The organism is Actinomadura rubrobrunea NBRC 15275, assembly GCF_001552235.1.
Taxonomy (GTDB): Bacteria; Actinomycetota; Actinomycetes; order Streptosporangiales; family Streptosporangiaceae; genus Spirillospora; species Spirillospora viridilutea.
On the sequence record NZ_BCQU01000009.1, the window covers coordinates 25,941 to 38,479 of the forward strand.

The window sequence follows — 12,539 nt, forward strand, 5'->3', positions numbered from 1 at the left end:
TACGAGGACGGTTGCGATACCTCCAGGGTGATCAGCGGACCCGAGGGTAAAGTCGCAGGTCATAGCGACAGTTCGGGGGCCGTAGACGACAGTTTTTGCAGCAGTCCGGCGGTTATGCAACTGTGCAGGTCAGACGGGTATGAGACCGGCTGTGGAAGGCCACCGAGAGATGGGTCGTCGAACGCCCGCTGCGTGCTGAGGCGGTGTTGAGGTGAGTCCGCAACACTCCACTCCGAGAAGGACGCTGAGCTGCAGGATGCTGACAAACACGGACCTCAGCATGGGCCGTCGACCACCAAGGAGGAGTTGCCTGGTCCACCGGATAGCGTCGCACTTCCCACGCCGGAACCAGAGTGACTGCGGCGACGGCGACGCCAGCCACGACGTGTTGCTGGAAGACCTTCGTGGACGCAGGGTGGGCCGTTTCGGGTCAGCACGAAGCCGCCTGGCAAGCGCGCTTCGATGTCTCGATTGATCAACGCTTGGCCCGTTGTTTCTTGTCGCTTTCGGAACGCTCTTCCTTGAAGGTTGGGAGTGGGGTCCGGTCCCGGTCCTCTGCCGCGGGGAGAGAGCGTCCGCGGCCTTTCGCCATCTTGAGCTTCTTGTGCTCGTCCTTGGCCGTTTTCTCGTTAGCTGTGAACCAGGCGTAGGAGCGGCCGCGCGGGTCCGGGGGTGTGGGCACGCCGGGAGCGAGCTTGTCGGGGTGGGCGCGGGGATAGCGGACGGGTAGCTCCGGTACGCCCGAGGCCGCCGCGAGGAAGGCGGCTTTCACGTGGCGCAGGGATTCGTGGCCGAGCAGGTCTTCGAACGCCTGCCGGCACTTGTCGTAGACGGGTCGAGGATCAGCGTCAGGGAGTTCGCCGGAGAGACTTCGGTAGTACTCGGACCACTGGTCGCCGCTGAGCAGGCTCGTCCCGCTGAAGTCGATGTGGAGCCGTACGCTGCCGAACCCCAAGGGCTTGCCCAGGCCGAGCCGGTGGAAGTGGTCGCGTGGCAGGGACAGCAGCCACAGCAGCGCACCGAGTTCCACTTCGTCCAGGTCTTGGACGTGGATGTCAAAGGAGAAGGTGACTCCTTGGTTGACCCAGCCGCGGATGGAGCGGTTCTGGTTGTCGCGCTGCTCATGGGCGGTGGTCTTGAAGCCGCGCTTGTCCCGGGTCGGCTGAAGGTCGTCTTCGTTCTCGGGCTTGCGTGGGCGGCGGTATTCGCGGAAGCCCACGCCCCCCGCGACTGAAGACTGGGTGGGATCCAGGCCTGGCCCTGGCTCCTGCCAGTACTTGGGCCTGTCGGCGACCCTTGCGTGGTGCCAGTAGACCTTGCGGCCGCGTAGGCCGCGGTCGCCAAGGTACAGGTCGTGTTTCATGATGCCGTCGGGGACGGGACGGTGCGGAGCGTCCGGGCTTTCCGCCAGGTAGAAGCGGCCCTGGCTGGGTTTGGGCTGGCTCAGGATGGCCAGCGGCAGTCCCTCGCCGTCGAACCGGGTGACGGCCTCGTCTGCCGACTTGTCGCAAGTGACCGGGCCGATGCGCAGGTGTCCGCGGTAGGCGGCGGGTCGAGTGCCTGAGCCTTGTGGGGCCACCCAGCCGAACACCCGGTCGGCCGGGGACAGTTCGTCGTAGGTGCGCGCAGGGTGCAGCGATTCCGGCAGCATCTCGGCGGGCGTCTTGGCGGAGATGTCACGCGGGATCAGCACAGGGTAGAGCCCCAGGACCTTGCCATCCTCTATCCGCGCGTAGCACAGGGTGCCGGGCTTCAGCTTCCTGCGTTCCTCGTCCACCAGGTGAGGGCTCCAGGCGAGCTTGCCGATCTCATTGGCGATGTATTCGTCCGCTCTGTACGTACAGCCGTTCACCTGGCGTTCGTGGAGCTCCTTGTCGGTGTGCGCGTCGATGTAGCTGGCCATCAGCGCGTTCCAGCGCCTCACGACGCCTTCGCCTCGCGCGGTCTTGGGTTTCCTTCCACCGCGAGGGGCGCGGTAGAACACCCTCTCGTACTTCTTGTCCACCGCGTTGCGGCCTGTGATGTACGCGTACCCCTCGACGACCCGCTCACCTGTGTAGTTCGGCGGCACGATGGACAAGACCTTGTACCCGCTGCGTTGTCCCTTGATACAAGCTCTCACCTTCTCGCCATGATTGGGCAGGCGATCGTTGAGCAGGGCACCCTTGTACTTGTTGAGGGCGTCTTCATAGGCGGGGAGCCAGCCCTGCTCGAGAATCTCGACTTCGACTTCGTCCGGGTCCTCTGAGACGGACCTGACGCGGACGGGGGTCATGTCCAGCGCGTCGTCCGCGATGCGGCGCCAGCCGAGGGGGCGGGTGTGCGGGCCGTCGTGGACGTCGAAGACGCCGAAGCGGGAATTGGTGATCGCCTCGTAGGCCGAGCGCAGCATGCCTTTGACGGCGGTGGCGGGCAGGTGCGGCCTGCCGTCGCGGGTCAGCACCGGGTAGACGAAGTGGTCGTCGCCGATGTGCTGGGCGCGGGCGGTGTCGAGCAGGAGCAGCGGCGTTTTCACCGTGAGGACGACCTTGATCTTCCCGGTCCAGCGGTCGGGGTGCAGCCGGTGGTGGCCGAGCGGGCGGCGGTCGCGCAACGGCTCGGGCAGGTTCTCTCGAGGGAAGGCCGGCACGAACGTGTAAGGGTTGAGGAACTCGTCCAGGCCGTGCTGGTCGGTCATGAGGCGTCCCCAGGTCGGGCGGTTTCCAGGTGCAGCAGGCGTTCTTCGGCCACGTAGGCGTTGCCGTGCTCGGGGTCGCGGGCGACGTATTCGCGGGTCACGAGCACGGCGCGTTCACCGGCGGGAACCGTGGCCGGGACGTCGAGGGCTCCGATGCGGGCCGAGGTCAGGGTCGTCCAGCCGGTGTCGTGGTGGGCGGCGGCGCGTCCCCAGAGCAGATATTCGCCGCGGAGGACGTCCACGGCTCGGATGGGTTCGTGGCGCTCTTCGAACTGTTCGGGGAGCGCGGCGGCGTCCTCCGTGAGCGTCACGGCGCGTCCGTGTCCGTCGTCGATGTTCAGCCAGCGCAACTCGACGTCGTCGGAGAAGACGCGGGCGTCGAATACCTCCTCTAGAGGGACTGAGCCGTCGCGCAATGAGACGCGGCCGTCGTCGACGCGGGCGACGTAGTAGCGGCGCGGCGTCTGGAACAAACCGATCGACGTGCCGGGCGGGGCGGCGTGCCGCAGAGCCCAGTCGAGGGTGACGCCGTCGCGGGCGGCGGAGAACAGCATCATGCGGCGCTCTCCAGGTAGGCGGTCCAGGCCTGTTGCAGGGCGGGGTCGGTGAGAACTTCGTCCAACGTCGCACCGTCCCAGCGCCAGCCGGTGAACGTGATCGATTCGACGATGACGTCTCCGAAGCCGCGGTTGACCATGCCTCCGAGCGGGAGCCGGTGCTGCCGCAGATCGCGGAGGACGAGCAGGACCAGCGCCAGTGCCGTCTCGCGGTAGCGGCCGAGACGGGTCAGGTCGATGGTGAGCCGGATCGGCTCCCATTTGACCCCGTGAGGTTCCAGGACGCTGAACAGACGGCCGTGTGCGGCGCCGCCCGTCCAGCGGTCGATGGCGACGTGGTCGGCTTGGTCCATGCCGCGTTCGGCGAGGCGGTCGCGCACACTGTCGGGCAGCCTGGGACGTTCGGTGGGGTCGGACGCGGCGTCGTCCGTGCCGAGCGTCAGAGCATCCCAGAGTTCAGACGGCACCTCGGTACGGCTGGTGCAGTCGTCGGCCAGGAGGGCGCCGGCACCCCAGGGGTGCGTGTCGTCGCCAGTGGACGAGGTGCGGGCGGTGCCGAACAGGGCCTTCACCGCGTCGAGTTCGTCGAGCTGGTCGCGGAAGGCTTCGCTGTGGTGACGGGCGGACCCGGTCGGCTCGGCGATGCGTGCGTCCACGCCCCGGACGGTGCGTTCGATGAATTCCGCGTGGCTGCGCAGCGCTCCTTTGATCGAACTGCCGCTGAGGGTCAGGACGAGCGCATCGCGGCCCAGTCGGCGGGTGGTGAGCGGCAGCGCGCCGATCGAGGCGCCTTCCTGTCCCGCACGCACCATGACGGGTGCGGCGGGTCGCCACTCGACGCGGATGGTCAGGGTCTCCCGGCGGGGCGGCAGTTCCGGGTCTGCGGAGGGCGTCTCGGTGGGGGTGACGGGCGCCGACTCACCGCGGAGCAGGGCGAAGAGGCCGTCCGGGCTGGTGAAGTCGTGTTCCTGCACGGAGAGCGGCGACGGCAGCAGTTCCACGACGCCCAGGCCGCGGCCGGTTGCGGCGCCCAGCCGGATTTCGGCAGCGGCCAGTGCCGCGATCAGGGTGTGCAGCCGGGCCCGGTCACGCTGGCGGTCGGCGTCAGTGGTCTCGATGTCGAGTTCGAACCGCAGGTAGGCGCCGGGTGGGACGATCGTGCGGGCGTACAGGATCTCGGAGGCGGCGGTGCCGGTGACGCGGTCGATGCCGACGCCGGGGCGGGACTCCAGCGTCGAGGGGTCGATGGGGTCGGCCGGCAGTCCGTCGGCGTCGGTGGCGGTGCTCGCGGCGATGACGCCGTCGCGGACGACGACGCGGCTGGCGTGGCCGCGGTCGGGGTCGGTGTCGTCGATGAATCCCCACAGTTCGTTGAGGGCGTCGTCCGCGGCGCCACGCATCCAGGCGCGCAGAGCCCCGGCCAAGCTGGTGCCGGGAACGTAGACGCGGCCTTGTCCGTCGACGGCGACGGGCAGCGCCTCGGCAGGGTCCACGGCGATGCCGCCGACGTGCAGCGGCGTCTTGGTGCGCAGCCAGCCGCGCACGCGCAGCCGCACTTCCAGCGGGCGTCCGACGCGATCCGTCATGACCGTCCCGCCTGTTCCAGCACGGCCGCCCGTTCCTGGCGGGCGAGCCTGCGCGTGTGGGCGGCCACGCACGCGGTGAGCAGGGTGCGCAACGCTTCGGGACGCAGTTCTCTTCGCAACTGTTGCTCCGCGTCCTTGGTAAGGAACAGTTCGGGGGTGGGGAGGCCGAGTACGTCCCACACCTTGTCCTCGTCCACCAGCAACGCCTCCAAAGCCTGCTGGACCTGCGGCGCGTCCCAGCGGGCCGTAAGTCGGGCGATGCGCCGTCGTATGTCGTCCGGCTCGGCGTCGAGCCTCGTCAGCAGGGACCGGATGGAGTTGAGGCGGCTCGCGCTCAGCTCGGTCAGCCCGTGCAGCACCTCGTTGTCGGCATCAGCTGCGCATTGCTCCGCGCGGCGTCGGATCTCCGCGCGCCAGGCGGCCCGCTCGATGACCCGGGCCTCCTTGTGACCGGCCTCGTCGGGTCCCAGCAGCCGCGCTCTGCCGCTCGGATCAGTCTCCGCCTCGGCGGTCCCCAGCAGCTGCGCTTTGCCGTTCGGGTCGGCCTCCGGCTCGGGATCCTTCTGCTCTCGGCGCGTCATTGGGGCCGTGAGCAGCGGGTCATTGAAGCGCACCTGGCCGAACCCTTCTCCCCGCCGAAGCCCCACGCCGGCCAGTTCGACCGCGCTCAGTGCCTTGGCTGGAATCCGGCCATTGGTCACGCGGAAGGTCAGGCAGCCGCCTGCGGCGAGGCCCAGTAGGGACGGGCGAGGCAGCCGCCACGCGGTGTGCCATGAGTCGGTGCGGGCCACGTCATAGGCGTTGGCCATTCCGTTGTCGGAGCGGTGCGGCTCCAAGCGGACGTCCGTGGCGCCTGCGGCGGTGAAGGCGTCCTGCAGGGCGCGGGCGAGGTCGGCGGGGTCGCCGCTGGGATTGAGCCTCGGGCCGAGTACCAGCACGTCGGACAGCAGCCAGACGCGCAGGAGGTCCCCCTCACGCAACGCGTCCTGCTCGGGCCGAGGCGACTGGTCCTGTATGGGACGAGCCTTTACCCGCACCAGCCCGTAGTCGTCCTTGCGGGAACGGCCCAACCGCCACGTCGAGGGAAGCCGCTCGTGCCATCCCTTCGGCAGGATTCCAGTCCTGACGCGGATCTCGGCGGCCAGCTCGGTGCCCGGCTCGAGCGCCTGGTACACGTAGACGCCGCCGAGATCGCTCGTGGGCCGCTGCTTGTGGTCATGGACGGTGTTGTGCATGCGCAGCACGAAGTTCGGCCGCGCCACCGAGATCGGCCCGTCGGAGTCCGCGGGGACGTAGCCCGCGCGGAACCGTTCGACCGGCTCGTCGGGCTTTTGCACCATGCGGTTGATGAGCCTGCCGGGCTCGTCCTTGACACGCGCCAGGACACCCGGCACCGGGCGTCCGCGGCCGCCGCCGACCACGGGCGTCGCGGGTGTGACCACCAGGTCGCCGCGTCGGGCCGCCGCCGCGGCCGCCGCCGAATCGAGATGCCTGAGCACCGCGGGCAGCAGCATCCAGCCGGGGATGTGGTCGCGGCCGATATCAAGGTTGCCAAGCGCGCGATCGTGGGCCAGCAGCGGCGTTTCCAGGGTGAACGTCAATGCCACCCGCTCCCAGGAGGCGTCGTCGCTGCTCTGATGGCGTTCGGGTTCGCAATCCGCGACGGCCGGGGGCGGAGGCGGCGCTGCAGGGTCTTGGGCCAGTTGTTGCAGGCGCTCCATGCTCGGCGGTGCTTCCGATGCCGTCAGTTCCAGGCGGCATCGTCCGGCGCCGCGGCGCCGTTTGCCTCCGATGCTTTCCAGGAGCTCGGCGCCGATCCACAAGAGACCCAAGGCGCAGGCGCGCTGGTCGGGGTCGAGCGCTTCCGCGCCGTGCAGCTCGGCGGCGCCGGTCAGGGTGAGACCGCCGCGCGCCATCTCCTCGTATCGCAACTTGTCGTCGGCGGCGGCGCCGGTCCGCGCGTCGATGGCGACGCCGGGTTTGACGAACGTCACCGCTTCCAGCAGCTGCGGCCGGTCGGCCAGAACTTCGCCCAGCCGGCCGGGGAAGCTCAGCGCCCCCTCCAACATGAGCGCCGCCGGGCGAGGTGCGTGGACCGCCTGCTCCGGAGCCCGCGCCTCCTCGTCCACCCGGCTAGGCGACTGGGTGCCGAACAGGTACTCCACCCAGTCGTGCCACACCCCCGTCGGGCCGGAGTCCAACGCCGACGCCGCGACCTCGCAGGCGTCACGCCACACCCCGATCAGCGTCTTGGCGGGCACGAACGGCAGGCCCCGGCCGTCCCGCTGCACGACCCGGTCGACAAGACCGTGCCTGGCGGTGCCGGTGCCGATGTGCCAGTCGCTGAGCATCCGCAGCCGAAGCTCCAGCCGGATGCCGTTCGCCGTCGGATCCGCGGTCACGGGGCCACCTCCACCGGCTCGTCCTCGTGGTGGAAGTCCGGCAGGAAGTCCTCGGCGTCCATGGCGTCCAGCAGGCCGGTGACGGGCGTGCCGTCGTCCTCCCAGAACAGCGACTCGTCAGGCCCGGTGAGGTCGCGGACGAGCGCCGGGTCGTCCAGTCGTTCGCGCAGCAAGGTGAACCGGGCGTCGGCGACCTCCCTGCCGAGGAAGAGCCCGGTGCGCAGTTCGTGGGCCTGACTGCGCGGCAGCCGCCGCTCGCCCCCGTCCGTGCGGGACAAGGCCGCCACCCGGCGGCGCAAATCCGCCCAACGGCGCCCCCGGAGCCACTCGTCCGGATCGCCGGGCTCCTCCAGTACGTACGGCTGCGCGGTGAGGCGGGCGCCGTCCACCGTCAGACCGGCACGCAGCCGCTTGAGATCCGCGAATGCGCTCTCGTACAGCACATGGAACGACAGCGCGCACCGTTCCCGCCCGAGCCTCCGCTTGACGGTTTTGGCCTCACGGGTCAGCTCTTCGGAGAGCTGGACGGCGCTGTGGAACGGATACTGCCGCTTAACGATCGCGACGCCGGCGCACGCGCCCAGCGAGGGCTGCCCCACCAGCTCCAGCAGACCGCCGACGTCCTCATGCTCGCGCGCACGCTTCGCGAACTCCCGCAGATACCGCTCGGCGAAGCGCAACGCGATCTTTCCGTCGCACACCACCGTCAGGTCGTCGCCGCCGATCACCAGCGGCAGCACCGGAGGCAGGTCGCCGCTGTCCTCCAGGCTGGGCATGCTCCGCAGCGCGAAACGGAACGCCTCAAGAGCGCATTCCCCCACCCCCGTCGAGAGACCGCGAAGAGCGTCGATGTACTCACGAGCGCTCCTGCTGCCGATTTCGGACGTGATCGAATCGAAGTTGCGGAAGACCTCTCCCATGCCGTTGCCGTCGGCATGGACGACCGCGACCCAGTCGGCACGGAACCCCAGGTAGTCGACGACCTCCTGAATCCTGCGGCGAGCCGCGGAATCGGTGAGGCCCATCTCGACCGCCAGTCGCCCCAAGGCGTCTGGAAACGCGTCCAGCTTCGCCATCCCCGCAGCCGACCGCGGCTCCAACGCCTCTCCGCTCGCGGGACGACGCACCCCCTTGGCAGGCAACCCGCTGGACCCGCACCGCTCCACGATCGGCAGACCCGGGAACCGCAACTGCGGCCCGGGCCGCGCCATGCGCACCGCGGGCAACCGGTCGTAGGCCCGGCGGATCTCCTCCGCCAGCTCCTCCGCGTCACGCCACTCGACGGGCTCCCCCACAACACCGCAAACGTCCAGGCCAGGCGCCTCCCGCAACGCCCGCCGAGTGATCCCCGCGACGAGCTCCCGCCCGACATCTCGATCCTTGACGAGCGCGGTGACGCCGCCGGCGTTCGCGGTGACGATCTCAACGGGGTGGTCCTCGATACGGGCGTCCCGCGCCGCGGCGCCGGTGATGTCCTCAAGCGTCTCGTCCAGCCACCGACCCTCGACGCACGTGATCAGGTGCGACGCACCGACGTTCTCCCGGCGCTTGTTCGACGCGAAGATGTAACGCTGGTTGCCCGCCGTACCGACAACGACCACGTGCACCTTCATGCGGGCTCCCGCACCCGATCGACGTAACTCGTCCCCCGTGACCGCATCGGGCGGCACGACTCGCTCGGCTCGTGCCTCAACCGTCCTCCTTGTGTCCCCCGGTTTGCCCCTCCACCTCGCACAGATGGACGAGCCACACCACGCGGGCACTTTAGCCAGCTGAGGACCATTCACCCGAGAACTCGCGGAGGCCCCCATGTCCTAAAGCGGCCTGCCATTGTCGGCCCCCCACCGTTGGTGATCATCTACTCTGGAACGTCTTCGCGAACCGCAGCTACCGGGGGTGAGGATCTTGGTGCCCGACAGGCCGACCATGCCGCGCCTTCGAGTGGTGGGTTCCGCTGCCCGTCCCCCAGGCTCCCTGCGCGAAGCCTTCAGCGACGGATCCGCCTGGATCGGCCTCGGCTCAGCCGTGGCGGCCGGCTTCGGCGTCGAAGCCATCAAATCGATCGCGACAGGAGACGCGCGGGGCCGGTGGTGGTTCATCCTGCTGTTCGCCGTCGGACTCGCGCTGATCATTTTCGGCTTCCGCAAGCGCGGGCAGCTGCGTCGCACCAATGTCGGCATTGTCGCAACGGTCTTCGACGCGCGACGAAGTTTGGCCAGAGCCGAGCAGCTCGATGCACAAGCCGAGACGTACAGCCAGAACACCTGCCAGCACACCTTCAAGACGAGCTTTCGACTTCCCGATGACCTGGCGGACAGTTCTCAGCTCGTCGACGCCCTCGCCGAGGAGACCCTCGCGGCGATCACAATGGCGGAACGACTGACGCCCGGCGCCTCCCGCATCAATCTGATTCCCACGATGCCGCTGCACATCGCGTTCTGGTTCGGAGCCAAGCTGGGCCATTCCCACGCGCGCCAAATCAGCGTGCACGCGATCCGCGAACGCGACGGCGAGCCGTCTTACTTCCCCGCCACCTCACTCCGCGCTGTCGAGCACACCGTCGAACCGCTGATCTTGGAGCCGCTGCGAACCATCAGCGAGTCACCCGTCGCAGCCCTTGCCCTGGACCTTCAAGGACGCGGGGATCAGTTCTTCGACCAGGTGGTCGCCGCCTGTCACCAACACCGAATCGGCCGCCTGCTGCCCCTGCGCAGCCCGCACAGCCAGCTTTCTCCAGACGAACAAACCTTCACCGGCGTCGTGGAGCAAACCTGCCGTGCCTGGCGAGACGCGCCCCTCCCCGACGCCAGCCGGACCGCCCGCCACGCCATCTTCCTCAGCGGCCCGGTCGCCATCTCCCTAACCCTGGGCGCCCGCCTGGCCTCAAACAACCACGGCCGCTGGACCGCTTTCACCTTGAACCAACAAACCGGCGAATACGAACCCTTCCCACCGTCCCCAAAAAATGAGCATAACCAGCTCGAATAATGCACGACCTGACTGCGTGGATTCCACTTGATGACACTTCCTTACCACAGTTTCGAGGTGACCATTTGGCGAATCATCCACCCCGAAAACACCCCGAGCCCATAGGCGTTTACTTAGAGATGCAATCATCGAAGACGCCCAGCCATCGACACCAGCACCACGCAATCGGCGCCGCCCGCTACCACGTCCGCAACACCTTCTGGACGATCATGCGCCAGCCGAGGTCACCGCGCTATATGAGCAAGCCCGACGCCGGACGTCTCGAGCAGCAACGACAAGCCGCAGGCCAGCCGTAGATCCGGTCTATCGGCGGTGCTCGTTCGCAGCGTTCGGCGACTCGAGAAACATCAAAAAGGTTCCGACCTCCAAACCGCATTACGCACTTCGCCCTCGCGACCTACCCTGGGGTTGTCGATACTCCAGGAGGTGCGAGGTCGATGCGTGAGGAAAACTCGATCGGGGCCTGACTTCGGACGCTTCGTCGGTGGCGCGGCATGAGCCTCGACAAACTCGCCGGCCTCTCCGGCCTCAGCAAGAGCTTCCTGTCCCGAGCCGAGCGAGGACTGCGCGCCCTGGACCGCCGCTCCCACATCGCCGCCCTCGCCAGCGCCCTACGCGTCTCCGAGACCGACCTCGTCGGCGGCCCGCACCTCGGCCCCGACCCCGTCCAGGCCGAGCCGCACTCCTACATCTCGCCGCTGCGCGTCGCCCTGGAAACCAACTCCTTCCACGCCGATCCCGTCGTCGAGCAGGCCCGCCCACTGCCGGAGCTGGCCGCGCTCATGAGGGGCAAGGTGGAAAAGCACCGACGCGCCTACGACTTCATCACCGTCGGCAAGTACCTGCCCGATTTAATTGACGAACTTCACTGGCACGTCGCCGCACCAGCCGATGAAGCCGCTCAGCGGCTGGCTCTCGAGACCTTGGTCGAGGCGTACATGTGCGCCGCTGGGATGGCCCGTTCGCTGCGCCACCCCGACCTCAGCCAGTTCGCCGCGATGCGCGCCGACGAGGCCACCGTACTGCTGGACGACCCCATCGCGCGCGGCAAGGCCGCGTTCTCTGTGGTGCGTCCCAACGCGGCGAACTGGCACCGCGTGAAGGCCCTCGCCGAACGCGCCGCTGACCGTCTCGAACCGCATGTACGCAACGACCGCGACGTACCCGTGCTGGGGATGCTCACCCTGAACGCAGCGCTGGCGGCGGCCGCCAGCCACGACCAGCATGCCGCCGAGCACTGGCTGAACGAGGCAGCCGACCCGGCCCGCCGCGTCCCCGACGACCTTCACGGCAACTGGCAGGCTTTCAGCAAGACGAACGTCGCGATCTGGCGCGTCACCGTCGGCGTCGAAATCGGGAAGGCCGGCGGTGAGATCGCCGAGCTGGCGAAGGACGTCACCGAGGCCAAGCTGGACGATCACCCCGGTCGCAAGACATGCTTCCTTGCGGATGTGGGCCGCGGACTGGCACGTGACCCTAGGTATCGAGATGACGCCATCCGGTGGCTGCGGCGCAGCGAGGACACGGCACCGCAGCGATTCCGCAATGATCCAAAGATCGCCGAGACGATCGCAGTGATGCTCGAACAGGCTCGCGTCACGTCGCAAGGCCGGGAGTTTCGGCGAATGGCGGCGCGATTGGGTGTCCCGCACTGACAACACCACAGGCCACCACATCGTTGCCGCCTGACAACAAAGGACCCCAAGAAGCTCCAAGGTGATCAGCGACGCGACGAGATGACGACCTGGCCGACCTGGGCTGCTCTGATGTTGCGATCCCTCCAGGGTGATCAGCGGACGAGGAGAGCGGCCCGTCCGTTGAGGAGCTGCTCGCGTTGCGATACCTCCAGGGTGATCAGCGGACGTTCGACGACGTGGTCAATCCCGCCGGCGGCGGCGGTTGCGATACCTCCAGGGTGATCAGCGGACCTGCGACAGCCGGATCGGTACCGGCTGAGCGTGAAGTTGCGATACCTCCAGGGTGATCAGCGGACGCGGCCTCCAGCCATGCTCCGCGCGGTACCCGTCAGGGTTGCGATACCTCCAGGGTGATCAGCGGACTTGTAGAGACGACTGGACTACCGACGGCTGGTCTACGTTGCGATACCTCCAGGGTGATCAGCGGACGCCAAACGGAAATAAAACTGACGCTCTGGCCTTAGTGTTGCGATACCTCCAGGGTGATCAGCGGACTTGGGCGGCAGGAACACGTTGTGCGTGTGCTCCGCGTTGCGATACCTCCAGGGTGATCAGCGGACAAGGTGCACGGGCGGGCCCCGGTTCCGGCCGCGAGCGAGTTGCGATACCTCCAGGGTGATCAGCGGACCGGA

Annotated in this window: 6 protein-coding genes, 1 pseudogene and 2 CRISPR repeat arrays (2 of these 9 cut by a window edge); of the genes and pseudogenes, 2 read left to right on the forward strand and 5 right to left on the reverse strand. The window is 68.3% G+C overall.

What is annotated here, in order from left to right; all coding sequences use genetic code 11:
- Window positions 1-40: direct repeats of the CRISPR family, unit length 30 nt; unit sequence GTTGCGATACCTCCAGGGTGATCAGCGGAC; it begins 920 nt to the left of the window's first position.
- 435 nt (window positions 41-475) lie between these two features.
- From AR3_RS04415 to AR3_RS04435, 5 genes are read right to left on the reverse strand one after another with little or no spacing between them, the layout of a single operon-like run.
- A complete protein-coding gene (locus AR3_RS04415; protein WP_067908823.1) occupies window positions 476-2,677 on the reverse strand; it encodes a TIGR03986 family type III CRISPR-associated RAMP protein in 2,202 nt (733 codons plus the stop codon).
- Window positions 2,674-3,234, reverse strand: coding sequence for a type III-D CRISPR-associated protein Csx19 (gene csx19, locus AR3_RS04420; protein WP_067908826.1), 561 nt, complete (start codon window positions 3,232-3,234; stop codon window positions 2,674-2,676). The genes AR3_RS04415 and csx19 overlap by 4 nt, the downstream gene beginning before the upstream one ends.
- Window positions 3,231-4,820 (reverse strand): RAMP superfamily CRISPR-associated protein, encoded by a 1,590-nt coding sequence (locus AR3_RS04425; protein WP_067908829.1) that lies wholly within the window; start codon window positions 4,818-4,820, stop codon window positions 3,231-3,233. The genes csx19 and AR3_RS04425 overlap by 4 nt, the downstream gene beginning before the upstream one ends.
- The gene (locus AR3_RS04430; protein ID WP_227023124.1) at window positions 4,817-7,171 is read right to left on the reverse strand and encodes an RAMP superfamily CRISPR-associated protein; all 2,355 of its coding nucleotides are present in this window, start codon (window positions 7,169-7,171) and stop codon (window positions 4,817-4,819) included. The genes AR3_RS04425 and AR3_RS04430 overlap by 4 nt, the downstream gene beginning before the upstream one ends.
- A 47-nt stretch (window positions 7,172-7,218) precedes the next feature.
- Window positions 7,219-8,835, reverse strand: a complete 1,617-nt coding sequence (locus tag AR3_RS04435) for a Cas10/Cmr2 second palm domain-containing protein (protein WP_067908835.1) — start codon at window positions 8,833-8,835, stop codon at window positions 7,219-7,221.
- Window positions 8,836-9,130: 295 nt separating this feature from the next.
- Between AR3_RS04435 and AR3_RS04440 the strand changes: the two genes are divergently transcribed.
- Both AR3_RS04440 and AR3_RS04445 read left to right on the forward strand, forming a co-directional pair.
- Window positions 9,131-10,210, forward strand: coding sequence for an SAVED domain-containing protein (locus AR3_RS04440; RefSeq protein ID WP_217998443.1), 1,080 nt, complete (start codon window positions 9,131-9,133; stop codon window positions 10,208-10,210).
- A gap of 479 nt (window positions 10,211-10,689) precedes the next feature.
- A pseudogene (locus AR3_RS04445) lies at window positions 10,690-11,865 on the forward strand (helix-turn-helix domain-containing protein); the annotation flags it as partial.
- 113 nt (window positions 11,866-11,978) lie between these two features.
- Window positions 11,979-12,539: a CRISPR direct-repeat array (repeat unit 30 nt; unit sequence GTTGCGATACCTCCAGGGTGATCAGCGGAC) (it continues 534 nt past the right edge of the window).